The organism is Xanthomonas sp. 60 (genome assembly GCF_011761925.1).
Genome location: NZ_JAASQW010000006.1, coordinates 21,065 through 39,287 on the forward strand (window position 1 = coordinate 21,065; position 18,223 = coordinate 39,287).

The 18,223-nt window shown below is 68.4% G+C and carries 14 protein-coding genes; 5 read left to right on the top strand and 9 right to left on the bottom strand.

What is annotated here, in order from left to right; genetic code table 11:
• Positions 1-34 precede the first annotated feature (34 nt).
• The 4 genes from FHY09_RS12650 to FHY09_RS12665 all read right to left on the bottom strand — a co-directional run bounded on the left by FHY09_RS12650 (position 35) and on the right by FHY09_RS12665 (position 3,776).
• Positions 35-637 (bottom strand): hypothetical protein, encoded by a 603-nt coding sequence (locus tag FHY09_RS12650; protein ID WP_166927252.1) that lies wholly within the window; start codon positions 635-637, stop codon positions 35-37.
• The gene (locus FHY09_RS12655) at positions 634-2,361 is read right to left on the bottom strand and encodes a zinc-dependent metalloprotease family protein (protein WP_166927253.1); all 1,728 of its coding nucleotides are present in this window, start codon (positions 2,359-2,361) and stop codon (positions 634-636) included. The genes FHY09_RS12650 and FHY09_RS12655 overlap by 4 nt, the downstream gene beginning before the upstream one ends.
• Positions 2,362-2,488: 127 nt before the next feature.
• Complete coding sequence (locus FHY09_RS12660; RefSeq protein ID WP_166927254.1) at positions 2,489-3,007, bottom strand: c-type cytochrome; 519 nt, start codon at positions 3,005-3,007, stop codon at positions 2,489-2,491.
• 148 nt (positions 3,008-3,155) lie between these two features.
• Positions 3,156-3,776 (bottom strand): TetR/AcrR family transcriptional regulator, encoded by a 621-nt coding sequence (locus FHY09_RS12665; RefSeq protein WP_166927255.1) that lies wholly within the window; start codon positions 3,774-3,776, stop codon positions 3,156-3,158.
• A gap of 140 nt (positions 3,777-3,916) precedes the next feature.
• Between FHY09_RS12665 and FHY09_RS12670 the strand changes: the two genes are divergently transcribed.
• Genes FHY09_RS12670 through FHY09_RS12680 form a run of 3 tightly spaced genes read left to right on the top strand, consistent with a single transcriptional unit; the run spans position 3,917 to position 8,724 of the window.
• Positions 3,917-5,080, top strand: coding sequence for an isovaleryl-CoA dehydrogenase (locus tag FHY09_RS12670; RefSeq protein ID WP_166927256.1), 1,164 nt, complete (start codon positions 3,917-3,919; stop codon positions 5,078-5,080).
• Between the two features lie 9 nt (positions 5,081-5,089).
• Entirely contained in the window at positions 5,090-6,700 is a 1,611-nt protein-coding gene (locus tag FHY09_RS12675) for a carboxyl transferase domain-containing protein (protein ID WP_166927257.1), read from the top strand.
• 8 nt (positions 6,701-6,708) lie between these two features.
• The gene (locus FHY09_RS12680) at positions 6,709-8,724 is read left to right on the top strand and encodes an acetyl-CoA carboxylase biotin carboxylase subunit (RefSeq protein ID WP_166927258.1); all 2,016 of its coding nucleotides are present in this window, start codon (positions 6,709-6,711) and stop codon (positions 8,722-8,724) included.
• Positions 8,725-8,779: 55 nt separating this feature from the next.
• On the opposite strand, the gene FHY09_RS12685 is transcribed toward FHY09_RS12680, so the two are convergent.
• Positions 8,780-9,952 carry a putative peptide maturation dehydrogenase gene (locus tag FHY09_RS12685; RefSeq protein WP_166927259.1) on the bottom strand — a complete coding sequence of 391 codons (1,173 nt, stop codon included), beginning with the start codon at positions 9,950-9,952 and terminating at the stop codon, positions 8,780-8,782.
• A 181-nt stretch (positions 9,953-10,133) separates the two neighbouring features.
• Between FHY09_RS12685 and FHY09_RS12690 the strand changes: the two genes are divergently transcribed.
• Positions 10,134-10,424 carry an NHLP-related RiPP peptide gene (locus FHY09_RS12690; RefSeq protein ID WP_166927260.1) on the top strand — a complete coding sequence of 97 codons (291 nt, stop codon included), beginning with the start codon at positions 10,134-10,136 and terminating at the stop codon, positions 10,422-10,424.
• Positions 10,425-10,446: 22 nt separating this feature from the next.
• Here the strand turns inward: FHY09_RS12690 and FHY09_RS12695 are convergent, their stop codons facing one another.
• The 4 genes from FHY09_RS12695 to aceB all read right to left on the bottom strand — a co-directional run bounded on the left by FHY09_RS12695 (position 10,447) and on the right by aceB (position 17,145).
• Positions 10,447-12,939 carry a putative peptide modification system cyclase gene (locus FHY09_RS12695; RefSeq protein WP_166927261.1) on the bottom strand — a complete coding sequence of 831 codons (2,493 nt, stop codon included), beginning with the start codon at positions 12,937-12,939 and terminating at the stop codon, positions 10,447-10,449.
• A gap of 12 nt (positions 12,940-12,951) precedes the next feature.
• Positions 12,952-13,992 (bottom strand): GGDEF domain-containing protein, encoded by a 1,041-nt coding sequence (locus tag FHY09_RS12700; protein ID WP_166927262.1) that lies wholly within the window; start codon positions 13,990-13,992, stop codon positions 12,952-12,954.
• A gap of 178 nt (positions 13,993-14,170) precedes the next feature.
• Entirely contained in the window at positions 14,171-15,463 is a 1,293-nt protein-coding gene (gene aceA, locus FHY09_RS12705) for an isocitrate lyase (protein WP_166927263.1), read from the bottom strand.
• Positions 15,464-15,516: 53 nt separating this feature from the next.
• Positions 15,517-17,145 carry a malate synthase A gene (gene aceB, locus FHY09_RS12710; RefSeq protein WP_166927264.1) on the bottom strand — a complete coding sequence of 543 codons (1,629 nt, stop codon included), beginning with the start codon at positions 17,143-17,145 and terminating at the stop codon, positions 15,517-15,519.
• A 107-nt stretch (positions 17,146-17,252) separates the two neighbouring features.
• On the opposite strand from aceB, the gene FHY09_RS12715 reads away from it, so the two are divergent.
• Positions 17,253-18,218 carry a LysR family transcriptional regulator gene (locus FHY09_RS12715; RefSeq protein WP_166927265.1) on the top strand — a complete coding sequence of 322 codons (966 nt, stop codon included), beginning with the start codon at positions 17,253-17,255 and terminating at the stop codon, positions 18,216-18,218.
• Positions 18,219-18,223: the final 5 nt, after the last annotated feature.

Consider the following 18,223-nt stretch of genomic DNA (forward strand, 5'->3'; position numbering starts at 1 on the left):
CCGGCGTGGTCCGGGGACGGGACGCTGCACCGCCTCACGGGTGCTGCAGCCCGTCCTCGTCCAGGTGGGCCGGCGCATCGCCGGCGTTCTCCATCCAGCCGGCACCGTCCAGCGCTTCGAACACCTTCTGGCCCTGGACGGCATCGAAGCTGCCCGCCACGTAGCGGCCATCGGAGGACAGGCTCAGTCCGAAGGCGTGCTCGCGCCCGTCCATGTCCCACCAGCTCCCGGTCAGTCGGCGGACGTCCTCGATGCGCTGTTCGGCCTCGACCAGCGCCGGCCGCAGCGCGCCCGTTCCTGTGGCGTCGATCTCCAAGCGACTGCCGATCTGCAGCGCGTTCAGCGCAGCAATGTCGACGTGGATGAACTGACGACCGTCGTCCAGTTGCGCTTCGCGCAGCCACGGGAACGCAGCGGCCGTGGCCTTGCGGCTGCCTGCGGTGAACGGCACGGGCGGCCTGCCCGTCTCCCGTCGTGGTTCCGCTGGCGGCCTGCGGCCGGGAACGGACAGCGGGCTCGCGCCACCGCTGTCCTGCAGCGCGGGCGGGTCCGTGGGGCGGTTGCCAGTGGCGAGCCAGAGCAGCATCGCCACGGTCAGCACGCTGCCGCTCCACAGCGCGATCCGCCACGCCTTCACCGGTAGCCCGCCACGGCAGCGGAGAACGCATTCATGACGGCCACGCCATCCACTTCGCCTGCGTTGCGCATCGGCAGCCCCTCTGCGCTGAAACGCAGCGGCGTGCCGTAGTACGGCTGCGCGTTGCCGGCCATGATGTTCGCCACCGGGCCACTGCCGTGGCCGAGCCCGAGGTTGTGCCCCAGTTCGTGGCGCATGACGGTGATCCCGCAGTCCAGGCTGCCGGTGGCGACCATGTTGAAGGCCGAGGCGCGTACCCAGGCCAGGCCGCACCCTGATTCGGTGCCTTCGTAGTAGATGCCATCGGCCTTCACTTCATCGCGCCATTGCTGCGCCAGCGGCGCGTCCCGCAATGCGGAAACGGCGTGGTTGAGCGTCGTCCAGCTCGAGGGCGCGTCGTATTCCCGCAGCCCGACCACGCGATAGCGGAAGTCCGCGCCTGAGTTTTCCAGGGCTTCGTTGGTCAACGCCATGGCCTGGACCAGGCGTGCGCGCGCCGCGCTCGCCCCCAGACGGCCCGCCGATGCCTTCGAATACAACGACAGGATGTCGATGGTGCGGGTCTGGCGATGCCATTGGCCGTCCTCTCCTACCGCGAACGCGACCTGCTCGCCGGCATCGACCCGTTCGGAAAGGCCTCGCGCCACGACGGTGATGCTGCGGTCATCGGCGGCATCGAGCAGCACCCGGGCTCCGCCCTGGGCCGCTGGCAGCACCAGCTGCTGCGGGCCATCGCCACGGGAGGCAACCACATGTGTCACCGGGACATCGGCGCTTGCCAGCCGGCCTTCGGGCAGCGTGCCCAACGGCACGCGGCGCGTCGGGTATCGCGTCAGGTGCCATGCACGCGTGTCGGCGGTGTACATGAACTCGTATTCGTCGCCGCGGGCGAGCTCAGTGGGGGCGGGCCGGGCGAAGTGTTCGGCCGTGATCGTGGCCGGGAAGGTTGCCGTGCTGCGCAGGACGAACCGGTCACGGTCACCTGCCATTGCCGGAAGGGTCTGGGTGGCACGCCAGTGGCCATCGCGCAGGTCGACCCGGGTACGCGGCGAGGTGGGCTCCTGCAGCGCGACCGCGGCCGACTGGGTGCGTTCAGGCGCGTTGACCAGCAGCCACCGGCCGAGCGCCTTGATGAAGCGGAACACATAGGTGTCGCCGCCGCGCACCTGCAGCGTGCCCGGGTACACCACCTGGTCCGTGAGGACCTGCGCCGTCGCGGCAGCCATGCTCTGCACGGCGAGCAGCGCGCCCTCCGGCCCGTCTTCCGGCAGGCCGATACGCGGCGCATGGTGGCTGTCGTCCAGATACAGGTAAGCGAGCGTCTGCGCCTGTACCGGCAGGCGATATTCCGGTCCAGGAACCACCTCGATCCTGTTCGCCGGTATCCATCTCGCCAACGCGCTGTTCCAGGTGAACTGCAGGGTCGTGCCCCGGGTCAGCGCGATCTGCGCGATGCCGAACAGCGTGGCCTGCGCATCGACCTGGCTGGCATAGGACGCCGCACTGTGGATCTGGACCACATCACCCTGCCGCGGCGCGGTCGGCAGGCGGATATCGGCGACCCAATCGCCATCGGCGGTGTTGAACACAACGCGGTCGAAGCCGCTGGGAATCTGTCCACTGCCTCCATTGAGGCGCGGGCTGGTCACCCGTTCGGCGGCGTGCACGGAGACGGCACAGGACAGGCAGAACGTGGTGAGCAGTGCACAGCAGGTACGTGTCATGGGATCCATCATCGGGAGAACCTCCAACCAGACCGGGCGAAGGTCCAGCCTGGTCCTGCCCGGTTCCCATGACCATGATGATCATTGCAAACACACTGCGCGCCGAGACACGCGGCCGGGCGCGACCTTACTTGAGGTTTCCGATCATCCAGTCCACGGTGGCGTGGATCTGCGCTTCGGTCAGCGCCGGATTGCCCCCCTTGGGCGGCATGATGCCGCCGTCGGGGCCGGTGTAGCCCTCGATGGCGTGCTTGTAGAGGGTGTCCTTGCCCTGTGCGATGCGCGCATCCCAGTGCGCATGGTCCAGTGTCGGGGCCAGACCAACGCCGGTGGTGTGGCAGGCGGTACACAACTGTTCGTAGATCACCTTGCCATCGGTGGTGCCGCCGTAGGCGACCTGCGAGGCGGCCTTGGCCAGCGCGGCGGCCTGGGCGGCGGCCTGCGCCGCCACGCCCGTGCCACCGGCATACACCGCCCCCAGTGGCGCGATGCGCTGCTCGGTGCGCAGCGCGGCCGAGGGTGGGACGTCCGGCGGAATGCGCGTATGCAGCCAGGCCGCGAGGGCGATAAGCCCCAGGGTGACCACGGCCAGGCCGCCGATCACCATGGAAAAGCGTTTCAGGAACTCAAGGTCGTGATTACGCACTCTGGGTTACCCCTGGCTGATAGTCGATGGACCACGGCTGAGCGGTTGCACCTGCCCGGCGAGTATAGAACGCGCCCTGCCGACCACAAGCGCGCAGTGCAGCATGAGGAGCCATGCCACGCTGCCCCTGCACGTCCGTTGCTGGAATTCAGTGCGCGGGCGGGCGGGCGCCGGCGGCCTGCAGGCAGAAGGCGCTGATGGACGCGGCCAGTGCCTGCTGGTCGCGCTGGGCCTGCCGGCTCGGCGCGGTGGGACCGACCAGCGCTTCGGTGAACGCCCCTACGATGCAGGCGGCCGTCACCTCCGCGTCCTGCGGGGGAAACGCGCCGGAGGCGATCCCTGCTTCCACCAGCTGGCGGAAGATCGCACCGAAGCGTCGCCGACCGCGGATACGCTCGGCCTCCACCTCCGGATCCACCGGCTCGGCGATGAACGCGTAGGCCAGCCCAGGCCCGGCGAGGGCGCGGCGCACAAAGGTGGTGATGGCTGCCTCCAGCCGCTGTGGGACAGGGGCATCACCGGCTGCCAGCGCCTGGAGGATCTCCACCTCGCGCGTCACCGCCGCGCTCAGTACCTCCACGAACAGCTCCGCCTTCGAGGGGAAATGCCGGTAGATCAGTCCGGTGGACACGCCCGCCTGGGCGGCCACCGCGGTCACCGGGGCACTGCGGTAGCCCCCGGCGGCCACCAGTTCGCGGGTGGCCAGCAGGATGCGTTCGCGGGCGCCGGCCAGGCGTTCTTCCATCAACGGCGAGCGTTTGTAGGCCATGGAGTGATTCCAGGTTCAATAGTTGAATCATAGTTCACTTTTTGACCGAACCGGGCTAGGCTGGGGTCATCGCCTGCGCGGACGGACGTTCGCATCCCCCTCCGGCGCGTCCCTCATCCGTTGTCACTGGAGTCGCCCGCATGCACGTTCCGTCCCTCAATTTCGATCTCGGTGAAGACCTCGACATGCTGCGCGAAAGCGTCGCGCAGTTCGCCGCCGCCGAGATCGCCCCGCTGGCCGCCGAGTGCGACGAGACCAACCAGTTCCCGCTCGCGCTGTGGCGCCGGCTGGGCGAGCAGGGCCTGCTCGGCATGACGGTGGAAGAGCAGTACGGTGGCACCGGCATGGGCTACCTGGCGCATGTGCTGGCCATGGAGGAGATTTCGCGTGCCTCCGGTGGCATCGGGCTGTCCTACGGCGCGCACTCCAACCTGTGCGTGAACCAGCTGCGCAAGAACGGCAGCGAGGAACAGAAGCAGCGGTTCCTGCCCGGCCTGTGCAGCGGCGAGCTGATTGGTGCGCTGGCCATGAGCGAGCCCGGCGCCGGCTCGGACGTGGTGTCGATGAAGCTGCGCGCGGAAAAGCGCGGCGACCGCTATGTGCTCAACGGCAACAAGATGTGGATCACCAACGGGCCCGATGCGGACGTGCTGGTGGTGTATGCCAAGACCGATCCGGACGCCGGCGCCAAGGGCATCACCGCCTTCCTGGTGGAAAAGGGCATGAAGGGCTTTTCCACCGCGCAGAAGCTGGACAAGCTGGGCATGCGTTCTTCGCCCACCTGCGAGCTGGTGTTCCAGGACTGCGAGATTCCCGAGGAGAACGTGCTGGGCAGCGTCGGCAGCGGCGTACGCGTGCTGATGTCCGGCCTGGACTACGAACGCGTGGTGCTTTCCGGCGGGCCGCTGGGCCTGATGGCCGCGGCGATGGACGTGGTGATGCCGTACGTGCACGAGCGCCACCAGTTCGGTGAGCCGATCGGCAGCTTCCAGCTCATCCAGGCCAAGATCGCCGACATGTACGTGGGCCTGGGCGCCTGCCGTGCGTATGTGTATGCCGTGGCGCGCGCCTGTGACCAGGGCCGGACCACGCGCCAGGATGCGGCCGGTGCCATCCTGTATTCGGCCGAGAAGGCGACCTGGCTGACCGGCCAGGCGATCCAGATCCTCGGCGGCAACGGTTACATCAACGAGTACCCGACCGGGCGCCTGTGGCGCGATGCCAAGCTGTACGAAATCGGTGCCGGCACCTCGGAGATCCGCCGGATGCTGATCGGCCGCGAACTGTTCCAGCGCACGCTGTAAGGGCCTTCCATGAGCACACTGAGCACCCAGCTGCAGGCGAGCAGCGAGACCTTCCAGGCCAACCGCAGCGCCCTGCAGGCGGTGGTCGATGACCTGCACGCCACGCTTGCACGTGTCGCACTGGGCGGCAGCGAGGCCGCTCGCCAGAAGCACACCGCGCGCGGCAAGCTGCTGGTGCGTGACCGCATCGATGCACTGCTCGACCCGGGCAGTGCGTTCCTGGAAATCGCCCCGTTGGCCGCCCATGGCCTGTATGACGACGCCGTGCCCTGTGCCGGCGTGGTGGCGGGCATCGGGCGGGTGAGCGGCGTGGAGTGCGTGATCGTGGCCAACGATGCCACCGTCAAGGGCGGCACCTACTACCCCATGACGGTGAAAAAGCACCTGCGCGCGCAGGAGATCGCCGAGCAGAACCACCTGCCGTGCATCTACCTGGTGGATTCCGGCGGCGCATTCCTGCCGCTGCAGGACGAAGTGTTCCCGGACCGGGATCATTTCGGGCGCATTTTCTACAACCAGGCCAACCTGTCCGCGCAGGGCATTCCACAGATCGCCTGCGTGATGGGCAGCTGCACCGCCGGCGGCGCCTACGTGCCGGCCATGAGCGATGAAACCGTGATCGTGCGTGGGCAGGGCACCATCTTCCTCGGCGGTCCGCCGCTGGTGAAGGCGGCCACCGGTGAAGTGGTGAGCGCCGAAGACCTGGGCGGTGCCGATGTGCACACGCGGCTTTCCGGCGTGGCCGACCACATGGCGGACGATGATCTGCAGGCGCTGGCCCGCGTGCGTGCGATCATCGCCCGGCTCAACTGGCGCAAGCCCGTGCCGGCGATGGCCCTGCAGCCGCCGGAAGAACCGCTGTATCCGGCCGAAGAACTCTACGGCGTGATTCCCGCCGATACCCGCAAGCCCTTCGATGTGCGCGAGGTCATCGCGCGCCTGGTCGACGGCTCGCGCCTGGATGAATTCAAGCCGCGTTACGGCAGCACGCTGGTGACCGGCTTCGCCCACCTCCATGGCTATCCGGTGGGCATCATCGCCAACAACGGCATCCTGTTCTCCGAGTCCGCGCTGAAGGGCGCGCACTTCATCGAACTGTGCACCCAGCGCAACATCCCGCTGGTGTTCCTGCAGAACATCACCGGCTTCATGGTGGGCCGCAAGTATGAGCAGGGGGGCATCGCCAAGGACGGTGCCAAGCTGGTGATGGCGGTGGCCTGCGCGAAAGTACCCAAGTTCACCGTGGTGATCGGCGGCTCGTTCGGGGCGGGCAACTACGGCATGTGTGGCCGCGCCTACTCACCGAATTTCCTGTGGATGTGGCCCAACGCGCGGATCGGCGTGATGGGCGGGGAGCAGGCGGCCAGCGTGCTGGCCACGGTCCGGCGCGATGGCATCCAGGCCAAGGGCGAGGACTGGACGGCCGAGGACGAGGACGCCTTCAAGGCCCCCATCCGCGACCAGTTCGAGCGGCAGGGACATCCCTACTACGCCAGCGCACGGTTGTGGGATGACGGCATCATCGATCCGGCCGACACCCGTCGCGTGCTGGCCCTGGCGCTGTCGGCCAGCCTCAACGCCCCGGCCCGCGAGACACGCTTCGGCGTGTTCCGCATGTGACCTGCGCCATGACCGAGCCTGTATCCATGAAGCCTGCCGCACCGTTCACCAAAGTCCTGATCGCCAACCGGGGCGAGATCGCCTGCCGCGTCATCGCCACCTGCCGCCGCCTGGGCATCGCCACGGTGGCCGTGTATTCCGATGCGGACCGCACTGCCCGTCACGTGCGCCTGGCCGACGAGGCCATCCACATCGGGCCGGCCGCAGCGCGTGAAAGCTACCTGCGTGGCGACGCGTTGCTGGACGCGGCGCGCCGCACCGGGGCGCAGGCCATCCATCCCGGCTACGGATTCCTGTCCGAAAATGCCGGCTTCGCCGAGGCGTGCGCCGCCGCCGGCGTGGTCTTCATCGGGCCGCCGGCCAGCGCCATCCGCGCGATGGGAGACAAGAGCGCGGCCAAGGCGCTCATGCAGCAGGCAGGCGTGCCGCTCACGCCCGGTTACCACGGTGACGAGCAGGCGCCGGTGTTCCTGCACGCGCAGGCCGATGCCATCGGCTACCCGGTGCTGATCAAGGCCAGCGCCGGCGGCGGTGGCAAGGGCATGCGCAAGGTCGAGCGCAGCGAGGCGTTTCTCGACGCCCTGGCCAGCTGCCAGCGCGAGGCTGGCGCCGCCTTCGGCAACGATCATGTGCTGGTGGAGAAGTACGTCGAGCGCCCGCGGCATATCGAAATCCAGGTGTTCGGTGACAGCCACGGCAACGTGGTGCACCTGTTCGAGCGCGACTGTTCGGTGCAGCGGCGCCACCAGAAGGTGCTGGAAGAGGCGCCGGCGCCGGGCATGAGCGCCGATCGCCGTGCAGCGATGGGGGCCGCAGCGGTGGATGCCGCGCGTGCGGTGGGCTACGTCGGCGCGGGCACGGTCGAGTTCATCGCCGGCCCGGACGGCGATTTCTATTTCATGGAAATGAACACCCGGCTGCAGGTGGAACACCCGGTCACCGAATACATCACCGGCACCGACCTGGTGGAATGGCAGCTGCGCGTGGCGGCTGGACAGCCCCTGCCCCGCCGCCAGGACGAACTGGCGATCACCGGTCACGCCCTCGAAGCACGGCTGTACGCCGAGGATGCGGACCGTGGATTCCTGCCGTCCACCGGCACGCTGCGCCGCCTGCGCCTGCCGCAGCCATCGGCCCACGTGCGCGTGGATACGGGCGTCGAGGAGGGCGACAGCATCACGCCTTACTACGATCCCATGATCGCCAAGCTGATCGTGTGGGACGTGGACCGCGACACCGCGCTGCGCCGCATGCGCCAAGCATTGGCCGACTGCCAGGTGGTTGGCGTGACCACCAACGCCGCGTTCCTGCGCCGGTTGGTGCAGACCGGTTCGTTCGCACAGGCACGGCTGGATACCGCGCTGATCGAACGCGAGCAGGCGGCGCTGGCACCCGCCCCGGAGGTCGATGCATCGCTGTGGACGCTCGCGGCCATCGCGGCCTTTGAACATTCGGCGCCGGCACCGGGCTTCGCAGGCGATCCGCATTCGCCGTGGCAGCAGCAGGACGGCTGGCGCCTGGGCGCCGCGGCGCCCCGCGTGCTGGTGCTGCAGCAGGGGGAACACCGGCAGTGCCTGAAGGTGTGGCCACAGGCCGGTGGCTGGCGCGTGCAGTGCGATGGCGCTGCACCGGTGTCCGTGCCCGGCACGTTCGAGGGCAGCGCCCTGACGGCGCAGGTGGACGGCGAGCGCCGGACCGTGCACACGCTGCGCGATGATGCGCAGCTGTATCTGTTCGCACGCGATGGGCAGCATCGTTTCGCGCTGCAGGATCCGCTGGGCGGGTCGGCGGCTTCGGCGGTTGACGCCGGCAGCCTGCTCGCGCCCATGCCCGGCCGGATCATCGCCACGCTGGTGCCGGCCGGTACCCAGGTCAAGCGCGGTACACCGCTGGTGGTCCTGGAAGCGATGAAGATGGAACACACCCTGCAGGCGCCGGCCGATGGCACGGTGAAGGGCTACCGCGCGAAGGCGGGCGAGCAGGTCGGGGACGGAGCGGTGCTGGTGGATTTCGACGCCGGCTGAGGGATGCGCCGGCGGGCCGTGCCGCCCTGCGCGGTCCGGCCCGCGCCGCCTGCATTCAACCGGATGCGGTGCCCGCCGGCCACACCCGTCCAGCGGGATCCATCTCCGCCATGGCCTGCACGGCCGAGCGCCACCCGAACCCACAGACGGCCAGCACGCCGTTTTCGATGGGATCCAGTGACAGCAGGGATTCCAGTTGTGCTTCGTTGATCGCGGCGGTCACGAAGGCACCGAGCCCCAGGCCGGTCGCGGCGCTGTAGATCGCCTGTGAGATGTGCCCCGCATCGAGTGTCACCGCGCGGTAGGCTTTGGCGTGGTTTCTGTATTTCCAGAAGTTCCGCTCGAAATGGCAGACAAGCGCGATCTGCACATGCGCCGAGGCAAACCAGTCCTGCCCGGCGACCAGCGTCAGCATCCATGCGGGAAGGTCGGTCGGCTGGTGCGCGGTGCGCGCCAGCTCATGCGCGACCGGGTGGTAGTGGTACAGGCCCGGCGCCACGCCGTCGACATGGCGCACGATGACATACGCCTCGATGGGATGCAGGCTTCCGCCGGACGGCACGTTCTTCTTGAGGAACCGCGCGCCCGGTCCGGTTTCCACTACCGCGTGGGCCTTCAGGACCTGGTGCAGGATGTGGGCGAGTGAGCCCAGGGGCAGCGCGCGCGAGGCATCGTAGTTCCGGCAGGTCACCCGACGCGCCAGCACCGCGTCTTCCGGCCCGCCTGGCGCAACGGGCAGCGTGATCGCACCCGCCTGGCGGACGGGCGCCTCGGGCGGCGGCGGACCCAGCGCACGGACGAGGTCGGCGGCGGTGATCAGCTGCTTTTCGACCATCTCACCGGCACCGTCGACCTCTGCCCAGCGGGAGTGGCGGTGATGGATCGCAGACAGTGACCACCAGTGGCCCTGGCGCACCCGCTGGTCGGCATCGCGATACCGCGCCGGCTCGCCCGTGCGGGCGATGAGCAGCCCCTTCTCGATCAGTTCGACAACCAGCGCCCGGGCCTGCGGTGCGCCGGGCAGCGGCTGCCATGCCTCGCCGTTACATTGCAGCAGCAGCGCAGCGGCGTCGGCGCCGAGCACGATGGCGTCATCCAGATGCGCCGCGCGCGCGATCACCCGTGTCTCATGGGCCAGGCCCGTGCCCCCGGCCAGTACCCCTGCAAGGGAGAAGACGGGTGTCTCTTCGGGCAACAGGGCCAGGGCGTGGCAGCGCCGGAAATGCATGGCAGGCAGTCATCGTCGGCCGGTATGGCCACTGCACGCATTATGCCGGGCCCGCGCGCCCGGCCAAGCGCGCGCCGCAACGGCGCGATTCAAGGCGCTGCCGCGTGCGCCGCTAATGAACGTGTAGCTGTGGCAGCGCTGCTGCGGGGCTACGTGTCCTCCCCATCCCTGGATCCCGATGATGTCGAACGAAAAGAAACCCTTGTCGGCCACCGACGCTGCCAAGCTGTTGGACCTGCTCACCACCGACGCGGCCTTCCGCGCCGCCTTCCAGGCCGACCCGCCCAGGGCCCTGCTGCAGGTCAGCGCAGAGGCGGCCGCGGCGGCGCAGGACTGCGAGATGCCCGGTGAGCTCGCTTCGATCGAAGCGCTCAGCGCCGCACGCGCCCAGCTGACCCAGCACTTCACGGAGAACGCCACTTTCAGCGTGCCGCACTGCTTCATTTCCGGCGATCCCTCGCCCCGGCCGTAAGGCCATGCTGCACGTCCGCCGCTCACTCCGGGGCGGCGGCACAGCGTCGATCCGCCAGCGAGGCGCTGTCGCGGACATTCAGCGACTGCAGCACCGCAGAGCCGGAGAACTCGGCATAGGCCAGGCCCCGGTGGGCGTGCAACCAATCGGTCTGGCGCTGTGCGGCAATCCGGTCGCCCAGGTCCGCGTGCACCTTCGCAAGCACGCTGTGCACCTGGAAAAGCTCGGTCCCGTTGACCATCGCCTCGAGCTGGAGCCGTGCCGCTGCGGGATCGCCGGATAGTCGACGCTGGTTCGCCACCACCAGCGCGGTCATTTCCAGCGCCTTCTGATCGGCCAACCCCGTGGCCAGGGTTTCCATGCGCGGAATTACGCGGGATACCGCTTCATGCAGTCCCATCCGCTGGGCTGCGTATGCGGCGGCGGCAGCAAAGAACAGCCGTCCGCCCCGGTCGGCGGCACCGGCGTCGGTCGCGGAGGCAAGCAGGGACGACACGGTAGCCCGCACGTAGGCGGGATCCGGGCACTGCCCGGCCGCCGCATGCGCCGCCAGGTCCACCGCCGACAGAAGCTGGCAGACGAAGTCGCTTTGCCTGCAGTGACTGGCCGCCGCCGAGGCGGCGCGGACGGCCTCGTCATGGCGCCCTTCATCTACCGCCAGCGTGACACCTTCCAGCCATCCCGCCGGGCCGTCCGCAGGCAGCGAAGCCAGCGTACGGCGGGCAGCCGCCCTGTCCCCGGAGGCCGCCAGCGCGGCCGCCAGATGGCGGGTGGAGGGGTCCTTGCCCGTGGCGAGCGCCTTGCGCTGGGTTTCCACGGCGGCCAGGAGCTCGCCCCGTGCCAGCTGGATCCGCCCCAGCAGTTGGAGCGTGACGGGCCGGAGCGGATTCTGCGCGACGTCGGCCCGCAGCACCGCGCTCCGTGCTTCCTCATAGCGGCCAAGGGCGAAGGCGGCCAAGGCATGGTTCACGTTGGCACCGTGATGGTCCGGGTACAGCTCGGCAAGCGTCTGCCATGCACCCAGGGCGGCCGTTTCCGAATCGGAGAACATCTCCAGCCGCCACGCTTCCAGGTACAGCCGTTCGCGCGTCGTCAGCCTGTTCTTCAATCCCTCGACTTTCACCAGCACGGCACGCGCCTGGTCGCGTTGCCCACGGCTGACGAGCACACGCATGCGGGCCATCCAGGCCATGGCGAAACCGGGGTCGATGTCGGTTGCGATGGTGTAGAACTTCATCGACTCGTCGACCCTGCCCGCGCCGTAGGCCGATTGGCCTTTTGCATACGCGTTGAGTGCGTCCAGGTCGCCGGTGGCCACCTTTGGCAGCGGTTCCGATGCCTTCCTCACTTCCACCAGTGCTTCACCCAGGCGCTCGCGCAGGTCCGCGGCGACCTCGTCGGTGGAAGACAGGGCCGAACCGTAGCCTCGCCCGTCGGCGTGGACGGTATAGACCGATTGCCCGCCCAACGGATCCACCACCTCCACCGACACCCGGAGCAGGCCGTGCACTTCACGCACCGACGGCACGAGCACGGCACGCGCACCATCGCGGGCCGCGATCCGTATGGCCAGGGATCGGTCGATCACTGCGCTCTCGGGAAGCAGCATCCTGGTGAGGGTGTCGCGGGCCTTCAGGTCACTGAGCACATTGACGTGGCGGGACTGTTCCAGCGTGATGCGCAGTGCCTGCTCCAACCCTTCGTCCAGGAGCGGGTTGTCCGTCAGGTTCTGCGCATCGGCCAGCACCACCCAGTCCCGCTCCACGAAGGCGATCGCCGGCTGCGGCCGCAGCAGGAACCACAGGCCCACCATCAGCACGATCGCGACCATCGCTTCGGCGGCCACGGCCATGGGACGGCGCCAGAACGGCACATCGCGCATCGCCTTGGCGGTCTGCCGTGGCCGTCTCGCCGCCGGCATCGTGGCCGCCTGCACGCCAAGCACGCCCATGGATTGCGCCACGCCCTTGAAACGCCAGCGGCCGAAGGATCTCCATTTCAGGTTGTCGCCTACCGGTCCCAGGTCCGCAGCGGCGCGGCGCAGCATCGATTCGGCGGTCGAGGAGACCAGGATCTGGCCGGGCCGCGCCATCTGCATCAGGCGCGCGGCCATGGGCTTGGCCAGCCCTTCCACTTCCACCTGCTTGGACCCCAGCGCCACGGCCTCGGGGCTGTTGTTCCACAGGATCACTTCACCGACATGCAGCCCCGCGCGGGCGTGCAGGACGACGCCGTTCCCGGCCCCCAGCACCTGCAGCCCCTGCTGGTAGTCGAGCGCGAAGCCGAGGGCATCGATGGGCCGCTCGAACAGCAGGAACAGGCCATCGGACCGGTCGATCTGCTGGCCATGCCAGCGCTGCTGCAGGGCCAGCACGAGGCGGTCATGCTGCTGGAAGAGCGCCGCCGCCGCCGCATCGCCGATGCGCTCCACCAGCAGGGTGGAATCGCAGAGATCGGTGAACAACAGTGCCCGCAGCAGCGGTACGTGCGTGGACGACTCCCTGTCGACGGTCATGGCCGGTGGGGTCTACAAGGGATCGAGGGCATCGTGCGACCAGCGCAGGCGGGCACCGCCTTCGCGCTTGGCCTGGTACAGCGCGCGGTCGGCGCGCGCATACCATTCGCTCCAGTCGCCCTGTGGCTCGAGAAGGTGCGCGCCGATGCTGAGATGGCACACGTGCGGCGTGCCGTGGCTGCGCTCGAGCAGGCCGTTGACCGCGCTGAGCACGAACTCGCCGGCGTGCTGGACCATCTCCGGCGTGGCCCGGCGCAGCAGCAGGCAGAACTCATCACCGCCCAGGCGGCAGGCAAGGTCCTGCGCGCCGGCCATGGAACGCAGGATGTTGGCCACGCTCTGCAGCACGCGATCGCCGGCCTGGTGTCCATGGCGGTCATTGATCAGCTTGAAGGCATCGCAATCGATCAGGAGCAGGCCTTCGGGCAGCGTGCCTTCCTGGACGCGCGCCTCCTTGAGGTACAACGCCAGGCCGCGGCGGTTGTCCAGGCCGGTCAGTTCATCGGTGCGCACCAGCTCACGGGTATGGCTGAGCTGGTGGGTGGTGACGTAGAGGTTGTCGAGCGCCGTCTCCAGATCATGGTTGCGCCGGCGCAGCTGGCTGATGAGTACCTGTTCGTTGCTGACCACGCGCATGATCGTGCGGCGCAGGAAATAGGCCACCAGGCCCGGATCGCTTTCCACCAGTCGATGGAAGTCCGCGTGCTCGAGCTCCAGCACTTCGGTCGCGCGCGTGGCGCGGGCATCGGCGCTGCGCAGGTGGTCGCCGATCAGCAGGCCCAGCTCACCGAAGAACTCATGGGCGCCAAGCCGTTTCATCACCAGGTCTTCGCCGAAATCCAGTTCCACCTCGCCGCTGGCGATCACATACATGCTGTTGCCACGGTGACCGCGGTGGAACAGGTACTCGCCTTCGGCAAGCATCCGGCGGCGTGCGAAACCGGCGAACAGGGCGGCCTCGGCCTGGCCCAGCACAGCGTGCACGATCTCGGCCATCGCCGTTGAGGCAATGCTCCGCTCCTGCACTGTGGCGATTGCGCCCTCGCCGTTCATGTCCCCTGTCCTGTCTGGAAATCCCCTCTCCGCGCCCGCGAGCATAGCATCGGTTTGAAGCGTGCGCTGCGTCTCACTTTGGAGGGGCAGCTGAATGGGCAGATCGGCCTCGTCCGCTGCAAACGGCCTTGACGCGGGACCGGCGACGGGCGGTCAACGCCCATCGCCGCTGGCTCCATCAGGCCGCCTGGCCTGCGTTGAATTGCGCTTCTTCGGTGGATCCGGCGAGTGCGGTGGTCGACGACTCGCCGTTCTGGATCGCCTGGGTCACCGCATCGAAGTAACCGGTGCCTACTTCACGCTGGTGCTTGACCGCCGTGAAGCCGCGCTCGGCCGCCGCGAACTCCGCTTCCTGCAGCTCCACGAACGCGCTCATCTGCCGGCGTGCGTAACCGTGGGCGAGATCAAACATGCCGTAGTTCAGCGCATGGAAACCGGCCAGGGTGATGAACTGGAATTTGTAGCCGTAGCGGGCGATTTCCTTCTGGAATCCGGCGATCGTCGCATCGTCCAGGTTCTTCTTCCAGTTGAAGCTGGGCGAGCAGTTGTAGGCCAGCAGCTTGCCCGGGTACCGGGCATGGATGGCCTCGGCGAAGGCCTTGGCGAAGGCCAGGTCCGGCTTGCCGGTCTCGCACCACACCAGGTCGGCGTAGGGCGCATAGGCCAGGCCACGGCTGATGGCCTGGTCCAGCCCGTTGCGGGTCTTGTAGAAGCCCTCGACCGTGCGCTCGCCGGTGACGAAGGCCTGGTCGTTGCTGTCGATGTCACTGGTCAGCAGATCCGCCGCTTCGGCATCGGTGCGCGCCACCAGCAGGGTCGGCACGCCCAGCACATCGGCGGCCAAGCGCGCCGCGTTGAGTTTTTCGATGGCCTCGCGGGTGGGCACCAGCACTTTGCCGCCCATGTGCCCGCACTTCTTCACCGCCGCCAGCTGATCCTCGAAGTGCACGCCGGCGGCCCCGGCTTCGATCATCGCCTTCATCAGCTCAAATGCGTTCAGCACCCCGCCGAACCCGGCCTCGGCGTCGGCCACGATGGGTTGCAGGAAATCGATCGCGTCGTTGCCTTCGGCGTGGTGCAGCTGGTCTGCACGCAGCAGGGTGTTGTTGATGCGCTTGACCACCGCCGGTACCGAATCGGCCGGGTACAGGGACTGGTCGGGATACATCTGGCCGGCGAGGTTCGCGTCGGCCGCGACCTGCCAGCCGGACAGATAGATTGCGTTGAGGCCGGCCTTGACCTGCTGCATGGCCTGGTTGCCGGTAAGCGCGCCCAGGGCGTTGACGAACTCCTTCTCGTGCAGGTAATTCCAGAGCTTCTCCGCGCCCAGACGGGCCAGCGAGTGCTCCACGCGCACGGTGCCGCGCAGGCGCACGACGTGGGCGGCGCTGTAGTTGCGCTTGATGCCTTTCCAGCGTGGATCGGTGTCCCATTCGTGTTGGATCTGTTCGGCGGTGGGCAGCGTGCTCATGGCGTTCTCCAGGGAATGCAGGGTGGGCGATGGGGTGCAGGCAGGGCCCGGCGCTACAGGCGCGCGTAGGCAGGCAGGGTCAAAAACTCGGTCAGCTCCTGCGCGCGGCTCAGCTCAGCCAACACCGCGATGGCCTCGTCGATGCGCGCACCGCCGGGAAGTGCAGCGCGCTCGCCCAACCGCGCTGGAAGCTGCGCGAGCGTGGTCTCCAGCAGGTCCAGCTCGATGGCGGTGCCGTCGTCGAGCTGTTGCCCCGGGGTATGCAGCCACTGCCACAGCTGGCTGCGGCTGATCTCGGCGGTGGCCGCGTCCTCCATCAGGTGGTGGATCGGCACGCAGCCGTTGCCGTCCAGCCACGCGGCCAGGTAGCGCACGCAGACTTCGACATTGCCTTCGAAGCCGGCGCGGGTGATCGTGCCCGCCGGACGCGCGATCAGTTCATCGCGCCCCACGCGCACATCCTGGCGCAGCACGTGGTGCTGGTTCGCCCCGGGCATGTGCTCATCGAAGATCGCCATCGCCACCGGGATCAGCGCAGGGTGCGCCACCCAGGTGCCGTCGTGGCCGGCCGTCACTTCGCGCAGCTTGTCCGCACGCACCCGCGCCATGGCCTGCTCGTTGGCCGCCGCATCGGTGCTGATCGGAATCTGCGCGGCCATGCCGCCCATCGCGTGCGCGCCCCGCCGGTGGCAGGTCTTGATCAGCAGCTCCGAGTAGGCCTTCAGGAAGGGCTGGGTCATGGTCACCTGGCCGCGTTCGGGCAGCACCTTGTCGGCGTGCCGGCGGAAGGTTTTCAGGTACGAGAAAATGTAGTCCCAGCGGCCGCAGTTGAGCCCGACGACACGCTCGCGCAGCGCGTGCAGGATCTCGTCCATCTCGAACACCGCCGGCAGCGTTTCAATCAGCACGGTGACCTTGATCTGCCCCTGGGGCAGGCCGAGCATGCCTTCGATGTGCGACAGCGCGCTTTCCCATAGCGCGGCTTCCTCCATGCTCTGCAGTTTCGGCAGGTAGAGGTAGGGCCCGCGGTCGATGGCCTGCAGCGCGCGGGCATTGTGGAAGGCGAACACGGCCGCATCGAACAGGCCACCGGCCAGCGCCTGGCCATCCACGTACACGTGCTTCTCATCCAGGTGCCAACCGCGTGGACGCACGATCAGCACCGCCTGCTCCGGCTGCGGGCGCAGTGCGTAGTGCTTTTGCGGCCGCCCGTTGGCCGCCGTCACGGTGAAGGTCAGGTCGCCGCGCACGGCGTGGATCAGCGTGCGCTGGCCGGCCAGCAGGTTGTGCCAGGTCGGCGAGGTGGAATCCTCGAAATCGGCCATGAACACCTTGGCGCCCGAGTTCAGCGCGTTGATGACCATCTTGGGGTCCGTGGGCCCGGTGATCTCCACGCGCCGGTCCTGCAGCGCAGCCGGCAGCGGCGCGACCTTCCAGTCGCCGGTGCGGATCGCGGCGGTGTCGTCACGGAAGTCCGGCAGCTCACCCTGGTCGAACCGTACCTGCCGCTGCCGTCGTGCCTGCAGCCGGGCCTGGCGCTCCGGCTCGATGGCGCGGTGCAGGGACACCAGCAGGGCCAGCAGCGGTGCGGGCAGCAGGGTGGCCTGGTCGGCCACCTGCAGGGCCAGGGTGATCCCGGGCGTGGCTTTGGGGGGAGGCAGGACGGAGGCGGCGGCAGGCATCGGGGGGCTCCAGCAAGGGACAGAGCCCCACCCTCCTTCGACCCCATCCATTTCTCAAAGCAGATATTGCAATGCATTTCATAAGTTCTGCTTATACTCTTGACCTCATGACCACGCGCCCGCCTGCAAGTCCTCGTTTTTCCTACAAATCAGATCGGCTCAAGCCGCTCCGTGCGTTCTGCCAGACGGTACGTCTTGGCTCGATTTCGCGTGCCGCCGAGGCCCTGTTCGTCAGCCAGCCGGCGGTCAGCCAGCAGGTCCAGGCGCTGGAGCGCGAGCTGGGCGTGGTGCTGTTCGAGCGCAGCGGTCGGCGCCTGGTGCCCAGCCGGGAGGGCCAACTGTTGTTCGAGATGGCCCAGCCGCTGGTGGAAAGCCTGGATGGCCTGGAAGCCACCTTCCGCGACCGGGTGCAGGGGCTGGAGGCCGGTGAGCTCAACATCGCCGCCAACAGTTCCACCATCCTGTACCTGCTGCCGCGCATCGTGGAGCGGTTCCGCCAGCTGCATCCTGAGGTGCGCCTGACGCTGCACAACGCGATCAGCGCCGATGGCACCGACCTGCTGCGCAACGATGCGGCCGATCTGGCGGTCGGCTCGATGACCGACGTACCCGCCGACCTCACCTACGCGCCGGCCTACCGTTTCGAGCAGGTGCTCATCACCCCGCACGACCATCCGCTGGCGCGCGGCGAACTGAGCCTGGACGCCATCTCGCGGCAGCCCCTCATCCTGCCCCCGAAACGGCAGATCACCTACCGCCTGGTGGACCAGGTGTTCCAGCGCGCACGCCTGCCCTACACGGTGGCACTGGAGGTGGGCGGCTGGGAGGTGATCAAGCAGTACGTGGCAATGGGCATGGGCATCTCCATCGTGCCGTCGCTGTGCCTGAACGACGCCGACCGCGGCCGGCTGGCGGCACGCGCCATGCGGGCCTGGTTCCCCGAGCGCAGCTACGGGGTGATCGTGCGCCGGGGCAAGGCACTCTCCGCGCAGGCCCGCGCCTTCGTGGACATGATCCAGCCGGACCTGTTCTCGCCCCGCGATTACGACCAGAGCGGGCACTCCGAGCGCTAGGGTCC

Excerpts from the sequence above, each read along its gene's own strand:
- FHY09_RS12655 (WP_166927253.1), bottom strand. The coding sequence starts at position 2,361 with ATGACACGTACCTGCTGTGCACTGCTCACCACGTTCTGCCTGTCCTGT.
- FHY09_RS12665 (WP_166927255.1), bottom strand. The coding sequence starts at position 3,776 with ATGGCCTACAAACGCTCGCCGTTGATGGAAGAACGCCTGGCCGGCGCC.
- FHY09_RS12670 (WP_166927256.1), top strand. The coding sequence starts at position 3,917 with ATGCACGTTCCGTCCCTCAATTTCGATCTCGGTGAAGACCTCGACATG.
- FHY09_RS12675 (WP_166927257.1), top strand. The coding sequence starts at position 5,090 with ATGAGCACACTGAGCACCCAGCTGCAGGCGAGCAGCGAGACCTTCCAG.
- FHY09_RS12680 (WP_166927258.1), top strand. The coding sequence starts at position 6,709 with ATGACCGAGCCTGTATCCATGAAGCCTGCCGCACCGTTCACCAAAGTC.
- FHY09_RS12685 (WP_166927259.1), bottom strand. The coding sequence starts at position 9,952 with ATGCATTTCCGGCGCTGCCACGCCCTGGCCCTGTTGCCCGAAGAGACA.
- FHY09_RS12690 (WP_166927260.1), top strand. The coding sequence starts at position 10,134 with ATGTCGAACGAAAAGAAACCCTTGTCGGCCACCGACGCTGCCAAGCTG.
- FHY09_RS12695 (WP_166927261.1), bottom strand. The coding sequence starts at position 12,939 with ATGACCGTCGACAGGGAGTCGTCCACGCACGTACCGCTGCTGCGGGCA.
- FHY09_RS12700 (WP_166927262.1), bottom strand. The coding sequence starts at position 13,992 with ATGAACGGCGAGGGCGCAATCGCCACAGTGCAGGAGCGGAGCATTGCC.
- aceA (WP_166927263.1), bottom strand. The coding sequence starts at position 15,463 with ATGAGCACGCTGCCCACCGCCGAACAGATCCAACACGAATGGGACACC.
- aceB (WP_166927264.1), bottom strand. The coding sequence starts at position 17,145 with ATGCCTGCCGCCGCCTCCGTCCTGCCTCCCCCCAAAGCCACGCCCGGG.
- FHY09_RS12715 (WP_166927265.1), top strand. The coding sequence starts at position 17,253 with ATGACCACGCGCCCGCCTGCAAGTCCTCGTTTTTCCTACAAATCAGAT.